The 21,557-nt window shown below is 64.6% G+C and carries 17 protein-coding genes and 1 pseudogene; 2 read left to right on the top strand and 16 right to left on the bottom strand.

The genetic code is table 11. The features are described 5' to 3' along the window. Positions 1–44: 44 nt before the first annotated feature. The 16 genes and pseudogenes from UB31_RS17870 to UB31_RS17800 form a co-directional block, all read right to left on the bottom strand. Entirely contained in the window at positions 45–1,478 is a 1,434-nt protein-coding gene (locus tag UB31_RS17870; protein ID WP_197090824.1) for an amidase, read from the bottom strand. Next, positions 1,475–1,693: a hypothetical protein gene (locus UB31_RS17865; protein ID WP_045006966.1), complete on the bottom strand. Its 219-nt coding sequence runs from the start codon at positions 1,691–1,693 to the stop codon at positions 1,475–1,477. Before UB31_RS17865 ends, UB31_RS17870 begins: the two co-directional genes overlap by 4 nt. A 13-nt stretch (positions 1,694–1,706) precedes the next feature. Continuing rightward, entirely contained in the window at positions 1,707–2,720 is a 1,014-nt protein-coding gene (locus UB31_RS17860; protein WP_045006967.1) for an ABC transporter ATP-binding protein, read from the bottom strand. After that, positions 2,720–3,772 carry an ABC transporter ATP-binding protein gene (locus UB31_RS17855; protein ID WP_245306009.1) on the bottom strand — a complete coding sequence of 351 codons (1,053 nt, stop codon included), beginning with the start codon at positions 3,770–3,772 and terminating at the stop codon, positions 2,720–2,722. Before UB31_RS17855 ends, UB31_RS17860 begins: the two co-directional genes overlap by 1 nt. After that, positions 3,769–4,683: an ABC transporter permease gene (locus UB31_RS17850; protein ID WP_045011796.1), complete on the bottom strand. Its 915-nt coding sequence runs from the start codon at positions 4,681–4,683 to the stop codon at positions 3,769–3,771. The genes UB31_RS17855 and UB31_RS17850 overlap by 4 nt, the downstream gene beginning before the upstream one ends. Beyond that, positions 4,680–5,636 (bottom strand): ABC transporter permease, encoded by a 957-nt coding sequence (locus UB31_RS17845; protein ID WP_045011795.1) that lies wholly within the window; start codon positions 5,634–5,636, stop codon positions 4,680–4,682. The genes UB31_RS17850 and UB31_RS17845 overlap by 4 nt, the downstream gene beginning before the upstream one ends. 15 nt (positions 5,637–5,651) lie before the next feature. Continuing rightward, entirely contained in the window at positions 5,652–7,256 is a 1,605-nt protein-coding gene (locus UB31_RS17840; protein WP_050032167.1) for an ABC transporter substrate-binding protein, read from the bottom strand. 227 nt (positions 7,257–7,483) lie between these two features. Next, a complete protein-coding gene (locus UB31_RS17835) occupies positions 7,484–10,801 on the bottom strand; it encodes a molybdopterin-dependent oxidoreductase (protein ID WP_045011794.1) in 3,318 nt (1,105 codons plus the stop codon). A gap of 2 nt (positions 10,802–10,803) precedes the next feature. Further along, positions 10,804–11,787, bottom strand: coding sequence for a bifunctional Delta(1)-pyrroline-2-carboxylate/Delta(1)-piperideine-2-carboxylate reductase (lhpI, locus tag UB31_RS17830; protein ID WP_050044796.1), 984 nt, complete (start codon positions 11,785–11,787; stop codon positions 10,804–10,806). A 19-nt stretch (positions 11,788–11,806) separates the two neighbouring features. Next, on the bottom strand, positions 11,807–12,469 hold the full coding sequence (locus tag UB31_RS17825; protein ID WP_045006971.1) for a helix-turn-helix domain-containing protein: 663 nt from the start codon (positions 12,467–12,469) through the stop codon (positions 11,807–11,809). Positions 12,470–12,533: 64 nt separating this feature from the next. Further along, positions 12,534–13,763, bottom strand: a complete 1,230-nt coding sequence (locus UB31_RS17820; protein ID WP_045011793.1) for an ABC transporter substrate-binding protein — start codon at positions 13,761–13,763, stop codon at positions 12,534–12,536. 98 nt (positions 13,764–13,861) lie between these two features. Continuing rightward, entirely contained in the window at positions 13,862–14,758 is an 897-nt protein-coding gene (locus tag UB31_RS42945) for a branched-chain amino acid ABC transporter permease (RefSeq protein ID WP_349643869.1), read from the bottom strand. A 141-nt stretch (positions 14,759–14,899) separates the two neighbouring features. Then, positions 14,900–15,775, bottom strand: a pseudogene (locus tag UB31_RS42940) (branched-chain amino acid ABC transporter permease); the annotation flags it as partial. 8 nt (positions 15,776–15,783) lie between these two features. Further along, entirely contained in the window at positions 15,784–16,485 is a 702-nt protein-coding gene (locus UB31_RS17810; RefSeq protein ID WP_045011791.1) for an ABC transporter ATP-binding protein, read from the bottom strand. Further along, positions 16,478–17,239, bottom strand: coding sequence for an ABC transporter ATP-binding protein (locus UB31_RS17805; protein WP_045011790.1), 762 nt, complete (start codon positions 17,237–17,239; stop codon positions 16,478–16,480). Before UB31_RS17805 ends, UB31_RS17810 begins: the two co-directional genes overlap by 8 nt. 136 nt (positions 17,240–17,375) lie before the next feature. After that, positions 17,376–18,659 (bottom strand): NAD(P)/FAD-dependent oxidoreductase, encoded by a 1,284-nt coding sequence (locus tag UB31_RS17800; RefSeq protein ID WP_045011789.1) that lies wholly within the window; start codon positions 18,657–18,659, stop codon positions 17,376–17,378. 169 nt (positions 18,660–18,828) lie between these two features. On the opposite strand from UB31_RS17800, the gene UB31_RS17795 reads away from it, so the two are divergent. Both UB31_RS17795 and amaB read left to right on the top strand, forming a co-directional pair. Beyond that, positions 18,829–19,761, top strand: a complete 933-nt coding sequence (locus UB31_RS17795) for a LysR family transcriptional regulator (protein ID WP_197090823.1) — start codon at positions 18,829–18,831, stop codon at positions 19,759–19,761. 235 nt (positions 19,762–19,996) lie between these two features. Next, a complete protein-coding gene (amaB, locus tag UB31_RS17790) occupies positions 19,997–21,553 on the top strand; it encodes an L-piperidine-6-carboxylate dehydrogenase (RefSeq protein ID WP_045011788.1) in 1,557 nt (518 codons plus the stop codon). Positions 21,554–21,557: the final 4 nt, after the last annotated feature.

Here is a 21,557-nt window from a genome sequence, read left to right as displayed (position 1 = left end):
TCATCATCCTTCTTGTCGTTCTTGTCGTTGTAGCGTTTCATTGTTCAGACTGCTGCGATCTCCGGCCGGCGCGCATGCCAGTCGGTATCACGTTGATAGGCGTCGGCCGCCTGCAACACCGCGGCTTCCGCGAACGGACGCCCACTGATCTGCAAGCCGATCGGCAAGCCGTTCGGATCGAAGCCGCAGGGAATGCTCATCGACGGCAGGCCGAGATAGTTGAACGGCCGCGTGTTCGTGGAGATGCCCAGCGCCACCTGCTCCGTTCCCGGCGGACCGTTGTCGATATCGGTGGCCGCGAGCGTCGGCAGGCAGGTGCGGATGGTGGGCGTGACCAAGAGATCGACCTGGCTGAACACCTCCTTGGCGAACGCCTTCAGGATCGGGCCGCGCCGGCTCAGGGCCTCGACGTAATAGGTGGCGGGGATCGCATAGCCCGGAAACATCCGCCCATTGATATGGGTGGCGAAGTCCTGCGGCCGTTGGCGCATCCACTCGGCGTGGATCGTGGCGCCTTCGACACGCGACACCACTGAGGCATAGGTCGCGACCGCATCCATCAGCGGCAATGTCAGAGGCACGATCGTTGCGCCGCGCCCGGCCAGCACGGAAGCTGCAGCCTCGATCGCCGCCCGCACCGGCGCGTCCACCTCGTCGAGGAAGTAGGTCGAGGGCATGCCGATACGGATACCGCGAAGGTCGCCGGTCAGCCCCGCCTCGTAGTCAGGCACGGGCATCTCGGCGCTGGTCGGGTCGCGCGGGTCGTGCCCGGCGATGACGCTCATGATCCGGGCACAATCGCGCGCGGTACGGGCGAGCGGACCGACATTGTCGGCCGAGAAGGACAAAGGCATCACGCCGTAGCGGCTGACGCGGGTCTGCGTCGGCTTGATGCCGCTGACGCCGTTGGCCGCGGCGGGAAGACGAATCGAGCCGCCGGTGTCGGAGCCCAGTGCGGCAAAGGTGAAGCGGGCCGCCACCGCCGCGCCAGATCCACTGGAGGAGCCGCCGGTGATGTAGGGTAGATTCCAGGGATTGTGGCAGTCGCCATGGTGACGGTTGTGGCCGGTGCCATTCTGCGCGAACTCCGCCATGTTGAGGCCGGCGAACGCATAAGCGCCGGCAGCGCTGAGCCGCTCGATCACCGTCGCGCTGTAGTCGGGCACGAAATCGCGGCGAATGACCGAGCCGCAACTGGAGAGACGGCCGGCCTGATAGTACATGTCCTTGTGCGCCAGCGGCAGCCCGTGTAACGGCCCGATCGGTCCGCCCGCGGCGCGCTTGGCATCGGCGGCACGGGCAGCAGCGAATGCGGCCTCTTTGTCCACCCAGATCGTGGCGTTGACCGCCTCCTCATGGGAGTCGAGATTGGCGAGGCACGCCTCCAGCAGCGATACCGCACTCACCTCGCCCTTGCGCACCGCATCCGCCGCGTCGACCAGCGACAGGTCGGCAACATCAAGCCTTGCCGCCATCATGCGCGCACTCCGATCGATGCCGCTTCAACCAGCGCCGCCTCGAAGCTCGCGGGCTCATCCTCGAAGCGCATGGTGCCGCGCAGCGCCTCGAAGTCGCGGATCAGCTTCTCCAGGTCGCCGAGCATCCGCAGTGCCACCTCGTTCGGCGGCTGCACGCCATGCCAGGTCGCGATCGAGGCGACCATATCGTTCACGAACTTCGTTTTCTCACTCATGCACTGTTGCCTTTCATACGGGCTCTCTTAGCAAACCTGGCAACACACCCGCGACGCGCAGGCAGCGAGCCATCCGGCCCGGCGCCGGGTAGACCGGGTCGGGGAAAGCCTGGCGACATGCCTCGGTGGCAAGACCGCAGCGCGGCGCGAAGCTGCAACCGCCCGGCAGCCGCCGCAAATCAGGCGGGCTCCCCGGGATCGCGGCGATATCCTGATCCGGCGCCTGGTCGTGCACGGTGGAGGCTAACAGACCCGCGGTGTAAGGATGCGCCGGCGCGCGCAAGACGTCCGCGACCGGCCCCTCCTCGATCACCCGCCCGGCATACATCACGGCCACGCGATCCGCGATCTCCGCCGCCACACCCAGATCGTGGGTGACGAAGATGGTGCCCATCCCCAGTTCCTGCTGCAGGCGGCGCAGCAGGATCAGCACCTGGATCTGCACCGTCGCGTCCAGCGCCGTGGTCGGCTCGTCTGCCAGCAAGAGCCGCGGCCCGCAGGACAGCGCGATCGCGATCATCGCGCGCTGCCGCAACCCTCCCGACAGCTCATGCGGATAGGCATCGAACCGGCGCGCGGCAGATGGGATCTTGACCAGATCCAGCAGCTCGATCGCGCGGGCGCGGGCCTCGACCTTGGTGCCGCCCTTGTGTCGACGGATCATCTCCACCAGGTGCTGGCCGATTGTATAGACCGGGTCCAGCGCGGTCATCGGCTCCTGGAACACCATCGCGACCTCGCCGCCGCGAAAGGCCCCTAACGCCTTTCCCTGCAACGCAAGAACATCCTGTCCGCCGAGTTCGACCCGACCTGCCACCTGCGCTTGCTTCGGCAATAGCCGCATCAGTGCGCGCAGCGTGACGGACTTGCCCGAGCCGGACTCGCCCAAAAGACACAGCACTTCGCCTGCGCGCAGGCTGAACGTGGCTCCGTTGACGGCGGTCACCGTCGCCTCGCGGCTCACGAACTTCACGGTCAGATCCCGCACGTCCAGCAGCGGCGCAGCCGCCTCGGTGTGACCGTCCATCAGGCGGCCCCCGCCAGGCTGTGACCGGAATCCGGCGTCGTCATATGACACGCCGCGACATGGGAGGAGCGGTCCTCCCAGTGTCCCAGTGTCGGCATCCGCGCTTCGCACACGGACTCCGCATGCGGACATCGGGTGCGGAAACGGCAGCCCGAGGGCGGGTCGATCGGACTCGGCGGGTCGCCCACCAGAGGCGGCGCTTCGATCCGCCGTCCGGCGTCCATCGACAGGCGAGAGCCCAGCAGCGCCCTTGTGTAAGGGTGGCGCGCTCGGGCAAATACCTCGGCCGCCGGACCAAGCTCAACCACCTGTCCCAGATACATCACCAGGACGCGGTCGCTGATATAGCGCACCACGTTGAGGTCGTGGCTGATGAACAGATAGGTGAGGTTCAAAGTGCGCTTGAGCTGTCGCAGCAAATTGAGCACCTGGGCCTCGACCGACTTGTCCAGCGCGGAGACGGCTTCGTCGAGGATCACCATGCGCGGGCCGACCGCGAGCGCGCGGGCGATGTTGACGCGCTGCTTCTGGCCGCCGGACAGTTCGTGCGGGTAGCGCGGGCCGAACAGATCCGGCCGAAGACCCACCTTGACCAGGATCTCGTGGGCGATCCGGCGCGCCTCGGTCTTGCTGCGGCCGTTCACCATCGGGCCGAATGCGATGGAATCCTGCACCGGCATGCGCGGGTTGAGCGAGGAGTAGCTGTCCTGGAACACCATCTGCACCTGACGGCGCAGGTCAGCCACGTTGACGCCGCCGCGTTCGCCCACGGCGTCGCCGTCGAACACCAGTTCGCCGGAGTCCGGCACCACCAGATGCAGCAAGAGCCGCGCCAGCGTTGACTTGCCGCAACCGGACTCGCCGACCACGCCAAGGGTTTCACCCTTGAACAGCGTGAACGAGACGCCATCCACGGCGCGCACCACCGCGCCCTTGCCGGCCCCCTTCACCCGGAAATGGCGCTGCAGCTCGCGCGCGATCAGCATCGGCTGCGCGGCGCCGCCGCGGTCGCGCGGATCCACGTAGGGCAGCATCTCGACGGCGGTGCTCATCCGCGCACGTCCATTGCGCCGCGCACGCCGTCGCTGACGAGATTGAAGCAGATCGAGGTGATGAAGATCGCAATGCCCGGCAGCGCGCAGCCCAGCGGGTTGACATAAAGCGACTGGCGCAAGGTCGAGAGCATCAGGCCCCAATCCGGCTCGGGCGGCTGCACGCCCAGGCCCAGGAAGGACAGGCCCGAAGCGAGCAGGATACTGACGCTGACGAGGCTGGAGGCATAGATGAACACGGGGCCCAGCACGTTGCCCAGCACGTGGTGGCGGATGATCGTGAGCGTGCCGGCACCGCTGGCGCGGGCGGCCTCGATGTAGTCCAGGTTCTTCACCTGCGCGGTAGCTGTCTCCGCGACGCGGCACATCGCGGGCGTGAACACCAGGCTCAAGGAGATGATGCCGTTGATCATGCCGCCGCCCATCGCGCCGGAGATCGCGACCGCCAGCAGGATAGACGGAAAGGCATAGAACACGTCCATGGTGCGCATGATGGCGGTATTGGCCACGCGCCCGGCGAAGCCGCCGATCACGCCCAGCATGCCGCCGACCAATGTTGCGATCAAAACCGGCGCCAGGCCCATCACCAGCGAGATACGGCCGCCATAGATCAGCCGGCTCATCATGTCGCGGCCCAACTCGTCGGTGCCCCAGGGATGGCCACGCCAGCCGAACGGCTTGAGACGGCCGACGATACTCTGCTGGTACGGATCGAACGGCGCGATCAGCGGAGCCGCGATCGCCGCGAGGACGATCGCCAGCACCACAAGGCCGAAAATGATGGTCACCCAGTCATAGCGCAGCCGACGCAGCACCGACTGCCAATAGCCGCGTACCGCAATCGCGGGCGCGCCGTCGATCTCTGAATCCGCCGGGATTGCGCCCTGCGCCACCACCGCTCTCTCGTTCATGCTCGGCGGATCCTCGGGTCCATGACCGCTTGCAATAGGTCCACCACCAGATTGGTGGCGACGAAGATCAGCGAGAGCGCGAGGATCGAGCCCTGCAGCACCGGGATGTCGCGGTTGATGATCGCCTTGAACAGCAGAAAGCCGCTGCCGGGCCAGGTGAACACGGTCTCCACCAGAATGGAGCCGCCCATCAAATAGCCGAATTGCAACCCCAACACCGCCAGCACCTGTGGCGAGGCATTCTTGAGCACGTGCCGGATCACCGCGCCCTCGCCCAGCCCCATGGCGCGCAGCGTCGTAACGAAATCCTGGCTGCGAACCTCCGCTACTGCTGCGCGCGTCGTGCGTGCGATGATGCCGATCGGGATCATCGCCAGCGTGGTCACCGGCAGCACCAGGAATTTCGCGTCGCTCCAGTGCCATAGTGTGAAGGCAGCCGAGCCGGACTGCCCCATTCCGCTCGCGGGCAACACCATCAACTCGACCGCGAAGATGATGACGAGCACCAGCCCCAGCCAGTAGTTCGGCAGGCTGACGCCGATCACCGCCACGCCCGTGACAATGCGGTCCGTGGGCCGCCCGGGGAAGCAGCCGGCCAGCGCTCCCATGCCGTAGCCGACGAGGAACGAGATCGGCGCGGCGAACAGCACCAGCATCGCCGTGTTGCTGAGCGCGCCGAACACCTCCAGCGTGACCGCGCGCTGGCTGGCGATCGAGCGACCGAAGTCACCATGCAGAACGTGCCAGAGCCAGATCGCGTATTGCACAGGGATCGGCCGGTCGAAGCCATAGGCGTGCTTGACGATCGCAATCGTCTCGGCGGTAGCGTCCGGCGGCAGCACCGTCTGCAGGGGATCGCCCGGCGCCAGATAGACCAGGGAAAAGCAGACGACGCTGACGCCGAGTGCGATCGGGATCGCGAACAGGATACGGCGGATGACGTAGCCGAGCATTCCCGCTCCTCTACTTTACGGATCGACCGAGATCGGCGTCAGGTCCTGGAACCAGTTCTGCGCCTGCACGAAGCCATGCACCTTCGGCGACAGCGCGCGCGGATTGAGATCGTGCACGACGAAGATCATCAGCGCTTGTTCGGATTCGTATTCGTGCAGGCGGGTCAGCAGCGCCAGCCGCTTCTCGGGCTCGAACTCTTCGAAGATCTGCTTGACCAGCGCGTCGGCTTCCGGCGTGCCGAAATGGCCCCAATTGCTGCCGGCCGGCGACCAATAGGCCGTGGCAACCGGTTTGATGATCGCGCTCACGGGATCGAGCAGGCCGCGCGAGGCGTTCATCCCGTCGATATTCGGGTATTTCGGAACGCCGGAGCGGCTGACGTCCAGCAGCGCGTTCCAATCCATCACATTGAGCGTGACCTCGAACCCGGAATCTTCCAATTGCTGCTTGACCAGTTCGTTCATTGGCAGCGACTGCATCTGGCCGGAGCCGGAGGTCGAGATCGCCAGCGTCACCTTGCAGGGCAGGCAGTTGGCCTCCTTCAAGAGCGCGCGCGCCTTCGCCTTGTCGAATTTGTAGATCACCGGATTGCCGTAATACGGCAGGGACGGCGGCACCTCGGCATATTCGGGTGTCGCCATGCCGCCGACGAGGTCCACCACGTCGTCGCGGTTGATGGCGTAATTCGCCGCCTGGCGGACGCGAAGATCCGTGAAGGGACCCCGGGTGAAGTTCAAAATGTACGGCCAGTTGTGCGGATAGACGTTGGAGACAATCTGCATATTGGCACGCTTCAACACCGGGATCGCATCCGGCGCCGGCGCTTCGATAAAGTTCACCTGATCGGAGAGCAGCGCCGCGGTGCGGGTCGCAGCCTCCGGCATCGGCAGCAGCACCAGCCGGTCCTGCTTCGGCACGCGCGCCTTGTCCCAGTAATCGTTGTTCGGCACCAGCTCCATGCGTTCATGCGCGGTCATGCTGACGAAGCGATATGGGCCGGTGCCGGAGGGCTGATTGGCGTAGGCCGTCCAGTCGTAATTCAGCGCCTGCGCCCGGCAGCGGCTGATCATCAGTACGTATGACATGTCATACGGAAACAGGGATTCGACGAATTTCGTGGTGATAGCGACGCTGTGGTCGTCGATCTTCTCGATGCTCTCGAAGTTGGTCAGGTAGGCGCGGGACAGCGCGAACTGCTGCGTGAAAAACTGCGGCGCCTTTTGGTCACTGATGCGCTGGAAGTTCCAGACGACGTCGTCGGCCGTGAAATCGCAGCCATCATGCCACTTCACGCCCTGTCGCAGGGTGAATATCCAGCGCTTGTGGTTGGCCGGATCGATATGCCACTCGGTTGCAAGGCCAGGCTTGATGTCCGACGCCCTGTCGCTCTTGGACAAGTCCCAGTTGATCAAGGCGTCGTACAGATTCCAGCCGACGAAGCGAAAGCCTTCAAAACCTTGATCTGGATTGCCCGTCGTGACCGGCAAATCGCCCGCGGTCATCGCCACCTTCAAGACGCCGGCCGCTCGGGCCGACGGCGCGGGGGCGACCAGCCCTCCAGCAATGAGGCCGGCCATTACGCCGCACCACGAGAGCACCTTGAGGGCAGAGCACATCATCGTGCCTCCGTTGTCGCGCCTAGCACCGCGAGGAAGAATATCGCGCTGCGACGCAGCATAGTCGGAGGCATATTTCGTTAGCAAGCCGCACTAATTTGCTTTTCTTGATCAATGCTTGTGCACTTGTCGGGCGTTGCGCCATGTGACAGCCCGCTAAAGGCGGGCTGACTCTCTCTACGCACGCAAGAGGCGATTGATCGCTAGCTGACCCTGCTTCCGCTACCCCGTCATGCGTCGATGACGAGATCGGAGAGCGGAACCGCCTGGCATGTCAGGCAATGCCCCTCATCCAGATCCGCGCAATCGATGAGATGGCGGACTTCGCCGCTCTTCATCGGCACAGCGCAGCTTTCGCATTGTCCGACACGGCAGCCGCTCGGAAGCGTAAGCCCGGCGCTTTCGGCCGCCGCGAGAATGCTGGTCAGCGGCGCCTGCGGCGACCATGTCAGCGTTCGGCCAGAGCGGGCGAAATGAATCCGGCGCGGCACGAGGCCCTCGAGCATAGGTGGCGCCGGCGAACGGAAACGTTCCCTGAAGATCTCGAATGCAGGCACGCCACGAGCCTGGAGACCTGCGCTCACCTCTTCCATCATCGCTTCGGATGCGCACATGTAGAAGCGCGCGCGCTTGTTCAGCAATTCCGGATCGATATTCGACACCGTGAACCTGCCCTGCCGGTCAAACCGGTCGCCGCTTCGCGGCTGGCTCAAATATGTGACCAGGGTCAGGTTCGGAAGACTCTGCCGCAGCGCCTCGAGCCGATGCTGGAACGGCCGGCTCTGGTCATCCCGGCAGCCGTAATGCAGCGTGACGCGCGGCTCGTCGGTGGTTCCCTCCAACGTTTCGAGATAGGACAGGAATGGCGTGATGCCGATGCCGCCGGCGATCAGAACGACCGGAAATTCGTTGCGTAGCGGCAGCACGAAGCCGCCCTTCGGTGACTGCAATTCGACGACGTCGCCAGGCGAGAGCGCGTGCCTGATCGCCGTCGAGACCTGCCCGCCCTCGATATGCCTGACGCCGATGTCGTAGGCCTCGGGCGACGCGACTGCGGCTCCGGTGAGCGAATAGGAGCGGATCACCTCGCCTATTCGGAGGCTGACATATTGACCCGGCCGGAAAGCCGGAAGCGAGCCGCCGTCGACGGGCCGCAATGCCAGCGCGACCACATCGGAACATTCCTCGCGGCGCTCCGCGACGGCAAATGACCGCCAGCCTTGCCAGGACATACTCTCGTCAGGCGCGACATCGCAGGCAAAGGAGCGCAGCGCAAGCGCCCCGCTCAGGGGATCGCGGCCATTTTCCGCGATGATGGCGTTGAAGCTCGCGCCGACCGGTCGTGCCTTGTCCGGCAGATAGCCCGGCAGGCCAAGATCGGGTGCCGCCTGCCACCAGCCATAGTCGCTTGCCACCACGTCCTGCGCGAGCGCATCGTTGAAGACGACCCGCATCCGGATCGTGCCGATGCGGCTGCGCACGCGCATCCAGTCACCTTCCTGGATTTGCCTGCGACGGGCGAGCTCGGGGTGAATCTCGGCCGTCGGCTCCGCGCGCTTCCGACGCAGCGCGTTGATGCCGCGATGCTGGCTATGGCAGAAATAGCCGCTATTGGCGGAGAACAGCGTCAGCGGAAACGCCTCGTCGCGTTGCTCGGCCGGCTCGATGAAGCGCGGCACCGCGGGATAGCCATGGCGATGCAGCAGTTCCGAATAGAGTTCGGCCTTGCCGGTCTGCGTGGCGAAGCCAGTCGTCTCATATTTGCGATGGACATGCTTGAGCGGCACGCGAATGCCTTCCGGCCTCGCGCGGAGCGCTTCGAGGTCGAGTCCGAGCGGGGCGAGCAGATGCTCAAAGCCCTTCTCGACATCGCCGTCAAAAAACAGCTCGCCCATGCCGAGCCGTTTGGCGAGCTGGAACACGATCCACATATCAGAACGGGCCTCGCCCTGCCGCGGGATCATCTGCGGGCGCAGCTGCACCAGTTCCTGCGCCTCGGGCGAAATCTCGAAGCCCAGGCGCAGCGCCTCGTGCTCCCAGGGACTCGACACCGGCAGCACGATGTCGGCCATCTCGGCAGTCGGGTTCAGGAACAGATCGCAATGGACCTGGAAATCGAGCGCCTTCAGCGCCTCCCGTCCACGCTCGGGCGCCGGATGCGAGACCAGAAGGTTGGAGCCGAACGCGAACAGTGCGCGCACGCGGTAGGGCTTGCCGGTCAGCGCCGCGTCGTAGAAATCGCTGGAGGTGATCCAGCCGTCGGTCGGCGGACCGAGCGGACGCTCCGCAAGCCCGAGCGTGCGCGCTCGCGTCTCCGGCGGTATCATCTCGATCGAATGCAGCGAGGGCGCCGGTAGGCTCGGCATCCTGACATTGCCGCCCGGTGCATCGAAGCAACCGGTCAGCGCATAGAGCGTTGCGACGGCGCGTTCGGTCTGCGAGGCATTGGTGTGCTGTCCGAGCCCGGTCCAGCCGTGATAGCAGACCGACGCCGCCGCCGAGATCGTGGCCGCGAGCTGCTCAACCTGCGCCGCCGGAATCCCGGTGATGCGCTCGACCGTTGCGGCATCGTAAGGCTCGGCCGCCGCGACATAGTGATCGAAACCGGTGCGGCAGGCGATCGGACCGTCGGGACCGATGACTTCGAAGCTTCCTTCGAGCGCAGCTACCGCGAGTCCGTCCGCGGCAAGCACCGCGTTGCCCGCGGCCTCGTCCCAGACTAGGAAGCCGTCTCCGGCGAGTCCGATATCACCAGCGCGCAAGAAGCAGCCGTCGCTGCTGCGGACCAGGAACGCAGCATTGGTCCAATGCCGCACGAACTTGGCGTCATAAGCGCGGTTGACGATGAGCCAGCGCGCAAGGCCGAGCGCTAGCGCAGCGTCGGTGCCGGGGCGGATCCGCAGCCACAGATCGGCGTCGCGCGCCGAGCCAGTCCGGCGCGGATCGATTACCGCAAGCTTTGCTCCCCTCGCCCGCGCGGCGCTGATCGCCTCCGCCTGGGCAAGCCAGACATTGGCGGGGTTGTGACCCCAGAGCAGGATCAGCTCGGAATTGCGATAATCTGCCGTGGGCAAACCGCAGCCAAAAGTGAAAGCGTGGGCATGGTCCTTGTGCCAGTTGCAGATCTCGGTGGAGAAGCAATTGTTCGGACTGCCGAAGCCGCGGATGAAGCGCTGGATCCAGTCCAGGCTGTCTGATGTCGAGGAGGAGGAACCGGAGGTCACCGCGAACGCGACAGATTCCGGCCCGGTCTCCTCGCGGTAGCGCCCGAGCCGTTCGGCGATCTCGCTCAGCGCCTCGTCCCAGGAGATCGGCACGAAACCCGGATCGGTGGCGCCCTTCGGCGCGGTGCGTCGCAACGGCGTCTTCAGGCGTCGGGCCGAGTGCGCGATCTCCGGAGCAGCCCTGCCCTTTGGGCACAACGCCTTGCCGGTTGGATGAGCCGGATTCGGCCGCACAGCGACAAGCCTGTCATTCTCGATCACGTTGAGCGTGCCGCAGCGAGAGCGGCACAGCGTGCAGAAGCCAGGCTTTTCCTGCTCGGACATCGTCAGGCCTTGGTTGTCGCGCGCCCTCGCTCGGGAGATCGCACGAGGGAACTCGGATTGGCCAGCAGGCTTGCAGCCGTGAGATCCTCGATCGCCGCACCGACCGACTTGAACAGAGTGATCTCGTTGCGGTCAAGGCGGCCCGGTTTCGTGCCCTTTGTCAGTTCATGGAGATCGCCGCTGATCCTGTCGGCGCTCCAGCTTCCGGCGGCGATGGGTTGCAGCAGGTCTCCCGCCTCGGCGAGTGCTCCGGCGTAGGTATCGACGAAGACGCGGCTACGCAACACGGCGTCATCGTCGCTTTCACGCATCTGCGGCCTGAACGCACCGACGAGGTCGACGTGGGTTCCCGGCCGCAGCAGCACCCCTTTGACCAAAGGCTCGGTCGAGGTCGTGGCGCAGCTGACGATGTCAGCCTGCGGCAAGGCCTCGGCAAGGTCGGCCGCACCGGCGGCGTTGATGCCCTGCCGGACAAGCGTATCGGCCAGGGCCAGCGCACGCTGAGAATTGCGTCCCCAGACCAGCACCTTCTCGATCGGACGTATGGCGCAATGGGCTGCGACGAGGTGAGGTGCGAGATGGCCGGTTCCGACGACAAGCAGTGTGCGGCTGTCGGCGCGCGACAGATAGTCGGATGCCAGCGCCGAGGCGGCCGCAGTGCGCCGGTTGGTCAGGGCTTCGCCGTCGATCATGGCGCGCGGCTGGCCGGTCTGGCCGTCGAGCAGAAAATAGAGCGACGACACCGCTCCGAGACCGCGTTCGGCATTCTGCGGAAACACAGTGACGAGCTTGACGCCGAGCGCCTCGCCGCGGACCCAGGCCGGCATCGTCAGGAGACTGGCGGGCGCGCCGTCGACGCCGACCTCGTAGGCCTGCCGCAACGGCATCGGCTCGCCATCGCGCCTGAAAGCTTCGCGCAATGCCTCGATCAGCCTGGGAAAGGCAAGCGCGGCATGGACGTCGGCAGCGGAGTAACTGCGCAGCATCGATATCATCCCGTCCTCATCATGAAAGTGCGCTGATGCCGGTGCAAATCCAGATGACCTCGGCATCCTCCTTGCTCAACGACACGATGGCGTGGCCCATCTTGCTGTCGAAATAGGTGCTGTCACCGACCTCGAGCGTGACGGGAGCATAGAATTCGGTGAACACCCGGACGGTCCCGGACATAACACACAAGAACTCCTCGCCCTCGTGACGCACCCAGCCCGGAAAATCGTCCAGGCTGCGCGCCCGGATCCGTGCCTTGAACGGCAGGATGTGTTTTTGCGAAAGGTCGGTCGCCAGCACTTCGTAGTCGTAGGTATCGGTGAGGTGCGGCTTGCCCTCGCCGCTACGGGTGACGCTGCGGCGGCCAAAGGGCGCGCTCTGGCGGCGCTGGTCGAACAGCTCGACAATGTCGAGATCGACCCCGCGCGTGATCTTCTGGAGCACGTCATAGGTCGGCGACATCTGGCCGTTCTCGATCTTCGACAGGGTCGAACGCGCGACCCCCGTTCGTTCGCTCACCTCTTTCAAGGTCCAACCCTTGTCGATCCGCACGCGCTTCAGCCTCTGACCGAGATCGTCGCTTGTCTCGGCCGGCGCGACGTCGGCCGAGAAACGCGCTGGCACGATCTCGGCGGCCGCGGTCTCCCTCAGCGACGGTCGCGTCGCAGTCTTCTTCATCGCGGTTCTCTCCCTTTTTTGCGCATGTGCGGCCCCGGCGGCGCGGCGCTGCCGGGGCTTCGCCTTACTTCTTTACGAGCGGGCATTCGCTCTGGGCAAGAGACTGGAAGGCCTGCTCGCCGGGGACGGTCGCCACGACATTATAGTAGTCCCATGGCTGCTTCGATTCGGAGGGTTTCTTGACCTGGACCAGCAGCATGTCGTGGACCATGCGGCCGTCCTCGCGCACCTTGCCGCCCTTGGCGAAGAAGTCGTCGACAGGCAGCTCGCGCATCTTGGCAGCCACCGCCTTCGCCTCATCGGTCCCGGCAGCCTGGATCGCCTTGAGATAGTGCCGGATCGAGGAGTAGACGCCGGCCTGCGGCGCGGTCGGCATGGCCTTACGCACCTCGAAGAAGCGCTTGGCGAAAGCGCGCGTCTCATCGTTCTGGTCCCAATAAAAGCCCTCGATGAACGAGATCCCCTGCGCGGTCGACAGACCTAGCGCGTGGACGTCGGTGATGAACACCACCGGCGCGGAGACGGCCTGACCACCCGCGATGATGCCGAACTCATTGGCCTGCTTGATCGCGGTCGTCATATCCTTGCCGGCGGTGGCGAGAACGATGACCTTCGCCTTCGATGCCTGCGCCGGCAGGAGGAACGCCGAGAGATCGTTCGCGCCGAAGGGGTGGCGGACGGAGCCCAGCACCTTGCCGCCATTGGCCTTGATCGCCTCGCTCGCGATCTTCTCCAGCGAATGTCCAAAGGCGAAATCGGCGGTGATGATGAAGAAGGTGTCGTTGCCCTTGTCGATCAGGGCCTTCATCGGTCCGACCGCGTTGGAATAGTTGTCGTAGACCCACTGAAAGCCAGTCGGCGAACACTGCTTGCCGGTCAAATCCGTGGTGCCCGGCGACGAGAACAGCGCGACGCGGTTGGTCTCGCGCGTCAACTGCTGCACTGCAAGCGCGATGGCACTGTTGGTGACGTCCGAGATCGCATCGACCTTCTCGTTCTCGATCCAGCGCCGGGCAATGCCGATGCCGATGTCGGCCTTCTGCTGGTGATCGGCGCCGATGATCTCAATGGGCTTGCCGAGAACCTTGCCGCCGAAGTCCGCTGCCGCCATCTGCGCCGCCAGGAGCGAGCCCGGCCCGTTCAGGTCGGAGTACTGGCCGGACATGTCGGTCAGCACGCCGATCTTGACCACATCGTCGCTGACCTGGGCCGCAGCCTGGCCGGCGACGGCGAACGAGCCGAGGCAGAGCGCGGCGGCGATCCCGCGCAGGAGTTTGGAAGGCGTCTGTTGCATGATCTAGTCCCTGTTACAACTTCGCTCTTGCGAGCGGGTTTGGCCCGGTCCTGTTCCACCTCGCCGGATGGCGAAGCTTCCATTTGAAATGTCTCGGCTCATTCCTGCGGCGCGACGGCCACATTGTGGAGCACGGCGGGTTTGGCCGGCGGCGTTCGGTGCAGGCGGTGCCAGAACTCGATCAATTCGCCGACGATGCCGCGCCGGAAGGCGAGCACGCAGAGCACGAAGATCAGGCCATGAATGACGGTGACCCATTGCCCGAATGCCGCCAGGTAGTTCTGCATGGCAACGACGATGAAGGCACCGACGAGTGGGCCGTAGAGCGTGCCGACGCCGCCGAGAAACGTCATCAGCAGCACTTCGCCCGACATCGACCAGTGCACGTCGGTGAGGCTGGCGAGCTGGCTGACGATCGCCTTGGTCGAACCCGCTAGCCCCGCCAGTGCGGCCGAGAGCACGAAGGCCACGAGCTTGTAGCGGGCGGTCTCGAAGCCGAGCGACTGGGCACGTGCGTCGTGATCGCTGATCGCCTTCAGTACGCGCCCAAACGGCGATCCCACCAGCCGCATGATCAGGAAGAAACCGCCGAGGAATATCACCAGCACGAAGCCGTAGAGATTTGCCGGCAGCGAAAGGTCGATCAGGCCAAACAACATGCCACGCGGAACGGCCTGCAACCCGTCTTCGCCGCCGGTGAAGCGCGCCTGGAGCGCCACGAAATAGACCATCTGCGCGAAGGCGAGCGTCACCATCGCGAAGTAGATGCCGCTGCGACGAATGGCGAGCCAGCCGGTGACGAAACCGAGCATCGCCGCCGTTGCAGTCCCGGCCAGGATCGCAAACTCCGGAGGTAGTCCCCATATCTTGGCGGCATGGCCGCAGACATAGCCGGCCGAACCCAGGAACATCGAGTGGCCGAAGGAAACCAGCCGTCCGTATCCGGCGACCAGGTTGAAGGCGCAGGCGAACAGCGCGAAGATCATCGCCTTCATCATGAAGCCGGGGTAGACGACGAGCGGCGCGGCCGCGAGACAACAGGCTAGCGCCAAAAAGATCAGCGTCTGTGTAAGCGTTGACGGCGCAGTCGCCGACAGGCTCGACTGCGGTTGCCCCTGCGCCGCCTCGAGCTTGGAGCCGAACAATCCGGCTGGGCGGATCAGCAGCACCACCGCCATCACGGCGAAGACAACCGTCGTCGAGGCTTCGGGATAAAAGGCTTTGGTCAGGCCCTCGATGACACCGACGAGGAAGCCGGTCACGATCGCGCCCATGATCGACCCCATGCCGCCGATCACCACCACCGCAAAGACGACGATCAAGAGATCTGCGCCCATCAGCGGACTGACCTGGTAAACGGGCGCGGCCAGCACGCCCGCAAGCGCGGCGAGCCCGACACCGGCGCCGTAGGTCAGCGTGATCATGCGCGGGACGCGGATGCCGAAGGCCTGAACCAGCATCGGGTTTTCGGTCGCCGCACGCAGATAGGCGCCAAGCTTGGTGCGCTCGATGACGTACCAGGTGCCGAGGCAGATCACGACCGAGGCTGCGATCACCCAGGCCCGATAGTTCGGCAGGAACATGAAGCCAAGATTGCGGCCTCCCATCAGCGCCTGTGGAATCGAATAGGGCTGGCCGGAAGATCCGAACCAGTTGCTGAATGCGCCCTGCACCATCAGCGCGAGACCGAAGGTGAGCAGCATGCCATAGAGATGATCGAGCTTGTAAAGACGCCGCAGCAGCAGCACCTCGATCACGATGCTGATCGCACCGACGATGAGCGGCGCCAGGATCAACGCCCACCAATAGCCGATGCCGAGATAATTCATCAGCAGCCACGCGCCCATCGCGCCCATCATGTACTGCGCGCCATGCGCGAAGTTCACGATGTTCATCATGCCGAAGATCACCGCCAGCCCTAGGCTCAGCATGGCGTAGAAGGCGCCGTTGATCAGCCCGAGCAGAAGCTGGCCATAGAGCACTGCGGAAGGGACGCCGAAGATCGTGGTCATGATGCCCTTTAAAGTCCGAGATAGCTCTTGAGCGCGCCCGATCTGCCTTCGAACTCAGCGCCCGGAATTTCCTCGACGACGCGGCCGAGCTCCACGATGTAGTGCCGGTCGGCGAGGCCGGCGGCGAAGCCGACATTCTGCTCGACCAGCAGGATGGTGAAGCCGAGCGACTTCAGTTCGGTGATCGTCCGGCCGATCTGGCGGATGATCACGGGAGCGAGCCCCTCGGTCGGCTCGTCGAGCAGCAGGATGCGCGCGCCGGTGTGCAGAATGCGCCCGAGCGCCAGCATCTGCTGCTCACCGCCGGACAGCTTGGTGCCCTGGCTGTCGAGTCGCTCCTTCAGGTTTGGAAACAGCGTGAGGATCTGCGCGACCGTCATGCCTCCCGCGGCGACCTTCGGCGGCAGCAGCAGATTTTCGCGCACGCTCAGGCTCGCGAAGATGCCGCGTTCCTCCGGACAGAAAGCGATGCCCTTGCGCGCGATGTCGTAGGGCGCAGCAGCGATGAGCTCGTCACCGTCGAGCGCGATCGAGCCCGAGCGCTTGTCCAGCAGCCCCATGATTGACTTCAGTGTCGTGGTCTTTCCGGCGCCATTGCGGCCGAGCAGCGTCACCACCTCGCCGGTGCGGACGCTGAAATCCATTCCATGCAGGACTTTGGACCCACCGTACCAGGCCTGGAGATTGCCGACCGCGAGACTCTCACTCATGCGTCTGCCCTGTATAGGCAGCCATCACGTCGGCGCGCGAGGACACTTCAGCATAGCTTCCCTGCGCCAGCACTTCGCCGCGCACCATCACGGTGATGGTGTCGGCGAGCTCGGCGACCACATTCATGTTGTGCTCGACCAGCAATACCGTGCGGCCCTTGCCGGCCTCGCGGATCAATTGCGTCACCCGCCCGATATCTTCATGACCGAGCCCCGCCATCGGCTCGTCGAGCAGCAGCACGCTGGGCTCCAGCGCAAGCGTCGTCGCCAGTTCGAGCACACGCTTGCGGCCATAGGAAAGACTGCCCGCCATCGTCCCGGCATATTCAGACAGGCCGAAGCGTTCGAGCAACGCATCGGCGCGCTCCAGCACGCCACGATGACGCGCAATCCGGCCGAGCAGATTCCAGGCGAGGCCGTGCTCGCGCAGCAGCGCGAGCTCGATATTCTCGCGCACGGTCAATCCGGCGAAAACCGCGGAGATCTGGAAGGAGCGCACCACGCTGCGCTTGGCCATCGCCGGCATGCTGAGGCGGGTGACGTCCTCGCCATCGTGCAGAATCGTGCCGGCCGAAGGCGGAAGGAATTTCGTCAGAAGATTGAACAGGGTGGTCTTGCCTGCCCCGTTCGGGCCGATCACGGCGTGCATGCTGTTGCGGGCAAGACGGAAGTTCACGCCGTTAACGGCGAAGAAGCCGCCGAACGCGCGGCTAAGGCCGCGAGTCTCCAGAACGTAAACGGCGCCGTCCGTCATGCCTCTGCCCTGCTGACGTCTGGATCGCAGATTGACGAAACGGGTTTGGACCAGACCGCATCTATCCTTGATCAAAAGTTTCCTATCGTCAACTTATTTCCGATAGGATCATTTTGTCGCACTTCGGAATTCCGGACTACAGCCGCGCCTCGATCAGATGGACAAGCTGCGCCCCGACCTCGTAAAGCGCCGTCCTCGCGCTCCGGAAATTGGGCTTGATCGGCAACGATGCAGGAAGCGGCAGGTCTTTCTCCTCGAGCTGTCCGAGTGCGTAGAGGGCGAGCAAACGCCCGAACGTCGTGCCGGGCGCAATGCCGCGCCCGTTATAGCCGCTGAAGCCGAACACGTTTTCGGCGAGCTTGTGGAAGCGCGGCAGGTGATCGTCGGTCATGCCGATCAGGCCGTACCATTCCGCTTCGAACCTGACGTCGCCGATTTGCGGGAAAAGCTTCTTGAGCGCCCGCTTTGCCCAGGATCGATGAACCGCAACACCGGCTCCCCGGAGCGCGCCGCAGCTTCCGAACACGAGGCGGCCGGCGCGATCGAAGCGAAACGAACTCAGCACCTCATTGGTATCCCAGGCGCCTTGCCGTTCGGGAAGAATGGATGCGCGAATGTTGTCGGACAGCGGCTGGGTGGCGAAGTTGAAATAGGGTAGATGGATCTGCTCCGTTCTGACTTCCGACCAGGGCCCCGTCGCATAGGCATCGGTCGCCACGATGACGCGATCGGCGATGACGTGGCCGCCCGCAGTGTGCAGCTTCCACTTTCCATCAATCCGCACGGCCGAGGTGACCGCGCTGTGGGTGAATATCTTCGCGCCAGCATTCAAGGCGCTGCGGGCAAGGCCCCGCGCATAGGCCAGCGGCTGGATCGTACCCGCGCGCCGATCCCACAACGACCCTGCATAGGCCGACGAGCCAATTTTCGCGGCGGTGTCGGCAGCGTTCAGCAACTTAACCGGCGCGCCGCGACAGATCCACTGCGCTGCGCGTTGCTCCAGTTCCCTCAACCCCTTGAGCCCGACGGCGCAATGGAGCGTGCCGGCACGCTCCAACTCGCATTCGATGCGGTGACGCTCGATCAGATCGAACACCAATTTCGGGGCGTCGCCCAACAATTCGAGCAGACGCTCGCCGTAGTCACCACCGAGCACCTCGCCAAGGACGTCCGGCATCACCCACATGCCGGCATTGACCAGACCGACGTTTCGGCCGGCCCCGCCAAAGCCGATCTCCACCGCCTCGAGCAGTGCGACATTGGCGCCCGCCTCAGCGAGATGGAGTGCGGCCGACAGACCGGTATATCCGCCGCCGACGATGGCCGTATCGACATTGATCGACCCACTCAGTCCGGCGGTTTCAGGCGCCGGCGGCGCGGTCAATTCCCAAAGACCGTGAGATCTGGCGTTGTCTAGCATCGGCTCCGACGTCCTCGTTGATATCCGCCCGCAGGGTCGAGTTGTCCGGGGCGCATTGACTGGTTCATTCCAATTCGGCAAGTGAGGTGCCGACATTGCAGGGGTGCCGAAGACCTGGACTGCGGGGCCGAGCGGCAATCTAGCGTTGCCAGCGGCGACTGGCCAAGTCATGTTTGGTCAAGACCTCATTCGGCCGGAGAATGATGTGCAAGGCCCTCGCCGCTTCTTACCCTCACTGCCCCTGTTGGCCGCCTTTGAAGCGGCGGCGCGGACCGGAAGCATCACAGCCGCAGCCAGGGAGCTGTCGCTGACGCAGAGCGCGGTGAGCCGCCAGGTCAAGGCGCTGGAGGAGCAGCTCGAGGTCGAGCTGTTTCATCGCGAGCGGCAGACCATCCGCCTGACCGTGGGCGGCGACGCCTATGCCCGCGAGATACGCGATGCACTGCGCAAGATCAGCACCGCCTCGCTCAATCTGCGCGCCAATCCGTTCGGTGGCACGCTGACTCTCGCGATCCTTCCAACCTTTGGCACACGATGGCTGGCGCCGCGGCTGCCAAAATTTCTCGCTGGCAATCCCGGTATCACCATCAACCTGGTCACGCGGTTGTCGAGCTTCGACTTCAGGCTGGAGCCCGTCGATGCCGCGATCCATTTCGGGCGTCCGGAATGGCAAGGGGGTGAGCTGGCGTTGCTGCGGTCGGAGACCGTGGTCCCCGCCTGTAGTGCAGAACTGCGAGAGCAATATGATTTCAAGGACGCAAGCGATCTCCGGAAGGCCCCTCTCCTGCATTTGACGACGCGCCCGGACGCATGGGAGCAATGGCTCACGCTGCACAACGTAGACGCTCATGCCGTGCACGGCATGCTGCTGGATCAGTTCGCCACCGCATCGCAGGCAGCGATTTCCGGGCTCGGCATCGCGCTGCTCCCTGAATTCCTGATCGAGGAAGAACTGAGCACCGGCAAGCTGGTGCGTGCCCTCGATCTGCCGATGAAAAGCGCAGAGGCCTACTATCTGGTCTGGCCGACCGATCGTGCGTCCCATCCGCCACTTGTTGCTTTCCGGGAATGGCTTCTGCTGGAAACGGCACCGGACCGGTGATGGCCGCCCCCTGACAGGGTGGGTGTGCTGGCTTATCGCAGCCCTCAGCGCCTAACCCCCTATCATTCACCATTGGAATGACTTGTTGAGCTTCTATCGTTTGAAAATGCCTGATCATTGTCCTTTCTATGAGGCGACGCATGACGCCGTCGGACGAATCTCCTGACGGCGCTGTGCCAATCGCTGACAGCCCGCCCCTCTGAAACAACGCCAGCCCCCCCGGAAAGAGCCCCTCATGTCCGCCACCTTATCCAATCAGACCGGCAACCTCTCGCTCAGGGCCGAGGTCGACGCGCTGTTGGTTGAACTCGGTGTTGACGCCGGCAGCTACAGCAATGGCACACTGGCGGCGAAAACCCCCATCACCGGCGAGACCGTGGCCCATGTCAGAGAAATCGATGCCGCCGGGGCGACCTTGGTCATCGACAAGGCTCACGCAGCGTTCCTGCAATGGCGCATGGTCCCTGCTCCCAAGCGCGGCGAACTCGTGCGGCTGCTCGGCGAAGAGCTTCGCGCCAACAAGCGCGCGCTCGGCCGGCTCGTGTCCATCGAGGCCGGCAAGATCGAGTCCGAAGGTCTCGGCGAGGTCCAGGAGATGATCGACATTTGCGACTACGCGGTGGGGCTTTCCCGCCAGCTCTACGGCTTGACGATCGCCACCGAACGCCACGAGCATCGCATGGCGGAGACCTGGCATCCGCTTGGCGTCACCGGAATCATCTCGGCGTTCAATTTTCCGGTTGCGGTCTGGGCCTGGAATGCCGCGCTGGCACTGGTCTGCGGCAACAGCATCGTCTGGAAACCCTCGGAAAAGACTCCTCTCACCGCGCTGGCGACGGATGCGCTGTTCGGACGCGCGTTGAAGCGATTCAAGGCCGACGGCGGCTTGGCGCCCGAGGGGCTGTCGGCCGTGCTGATCGGAGGACGCGAGATCGGCGAGGCCCTCGTCAATAACACCAGGGTCCCCCTGGTCTCGGCGACCGGCTCGACCGCGATGGGACGCGCCGTCGCTCCGAAGCTCGCCCAGCGCTTTGCCCGTGCCATTCTGGAGCTCGGCGGCAACAATGCCGCGGTGGTCGCCCCGACCGCCGACCTCGACCTGACGCTACGCGGCGTTGCCTTCGCGGCCATGGGCACGGCCGGACAACGCTGCACCACACTGCGCCGCCTCTTCGTTCATGAGAGCATCTATGACAGCTTCGTGCCGCGGCTGAAAAAGGTCTATGCGTCGGTCTCGGTCGGCAATCCCCTCACCGGCAACCTGGTCGGCCCCCTCATCGACGGCCTCGCTTATGAAGCGATGCAACGCGCGTTGCGCGACGCCAAGATCGCGGGTGCGGCCATTGTCGGCGGTGATCGCGTCACCGTCGCGGGTGCAGACGCGGCCTTCTACGTCCGCCCGGCGCTGGTCGAGATCGGCGGACAGACCGGACCGGTCGAACGCGAGACTTTTGCGCCGATCCTCTATGTCATCAAATACAGCGACTTCGACGCCGTGATCGAATTGCACAATGCCGTCCCGCAAGGCCTGTCGTCGTCGATCTTCACCAACGATCTGCGCGAGGCCGAAGCCTTCCTGTCGGCGCGCGGCTCCGATTGCGGCATCGCCAACGTGAACATCGGCCCTTCGGGCGCCGAGATCGGCGGCGCATTCGGCGGCGAGAAGGAAACCGGCGGCGGACGTGAATCCGGGTCGGATGCGTGGAAGGCCTATATGCGTCGCGCCACCAACACCATCAACTTTGGCCGCACCCTGCCGCTCGCCCAGGGCGTCAGGTTCGACGTGGATTAAGCCG

Source organism: Bradyrhizobium sp. LTSP849 (assembly GCF_000938255.1).
GTDB lineage: Bacteria > Pseudomonadota > Alphaproteobacteria > Rhizobiales > Xanthobacteraceae > Bradyrhizobium.
Note: the sequence above shows the minus strand (reverse complement) of the source record. Positions and strands in the feature narration are given on the sequence as shown.

Excerpts from the sequence above, each read along its gene's own strand:
- UB31_RS17820 (WP_045011793.1), bottom strand. The coding sequence starts at position 13,763 with ATGCAACAGACGCCTTCCAAACTCCTGCGCGGGATCGCCGCCGCGCTC.
- UB31_RS17850 (WP_045011796.1), bottom strand. The coding sequence starts at position 4,683 with ATGAACGAGAGAGCGGTGGTGGCGCAGGGCGCAATCCCGGCGGATTCA.
- UB31_RS17835 (WP_045011794.1), bottom strand. The coding sequence starts at position 10,801 with ATGTCCGAGCAGGAAAAGCCTGGCTTCTGCACGCTGTGCCGCTCTCGC.
- UB31_RS17810 (WP_045011791.1), bottom strand. The coding sequence starts at position 16,485 with ATGAGTGAGAGTCTCGCGGTCGGCAATCTCCAGGCCTGGTACGGTGGG.
- UB31_RS17805 (WP_045011790.1), bottom strand. The coding sequence starts at position 17,239 with ATGACGGACGGCGCCGTTTACGTTCTGGAGACTCGCGGCCTTAGCCGC.
- UB31_RS17845 (WP_045011795.1), bottom strand. The coding sequence starts at position 5,636 with ATGCTCGGCTACGTCATCCGCCGTATCCTGTTCGCGATCCCGATCGCA.
- UB31_RS17860 (WP_045006967.1), bottom strand. The coding sequence starts at position 2,720 with ATGGACGGTCACACCGAGGCGGCTGCGCCGCTGCTGGACGTGCGGGAT.
- UB31_RS17840 (WP_050032167.1), bottom strand. The coding sequence starts at position 7,256 with ATGATGTGCTCTGCCCTCAAGGTGCTCTCGTGGTGCGGCGTAATGGCC.
- amaB (WP_045011788.1), top strand. The coding sequence starts at position 19,997 with ATGTCCGCCACCTTATCCAATCAGACCGGCAACCTCTCGCTCAGGGCC.
- lhpI (WP_050044796.1), bottom strand. The coding sequence starts at position 11,787 with ATGCTGCGCAGTTACTCCGCTGCCGACGTCCATGCCGCGCTTGCCTTT.
- UB31_RS17800 (WP_045011789.1), bottom strand. The coding sequence starts at position 18,659 with ATGCTAGACAACGCCAGATCTCACGGTCTTTGGGAATTGACCGCGCCG.
- UB31_RS17795 (WP_197090823.1), top strand. The coding sequence starts at position 18,829 with ATGTTTGGTCAAGACCTCATTCGGCCGGAGAATGATGTGCAAGGCCCT.
- UB31_RS17865 (WP_045006966.1), bottom strand. The coding sequence starts at position 1,693 with ATGAGTGAGAAAACGAAGTTCGTGAACGATATGGTCGCCTCGATCGCG.
- UB31_RS17825 (WP_045006971.1), bottom strand. The coding sequence starts at position 12,469 with ATGAAGAAGACTGCGACGCGACCGTCGCTGAGGGAGACCGCGGCCGCC.
- UB31_RS17855 (WP_245306009.1), bottom strand. The coding sequence starts at position 3,772 with ATGAGCACCGCCGTCGAGATGCTGCCCTACGTGGATCCGCGCGACCGC.
- UB31_RS42945 (WP_349643869.1), bottom strand. The coding sequence starts at position 14,758 with ATGAAGGCGATGATCTTCGCGCTGTTCGCCTGCGCCTTCAACCTGGTC.
- UB31_RS17870 (WP_197090824.1), bottom strand. The coding sequence starts at position 1,478 with ATGATGGCGGCAAGGCTTGATGTTGCCGACCTGTCGCTGGTCGACGCG.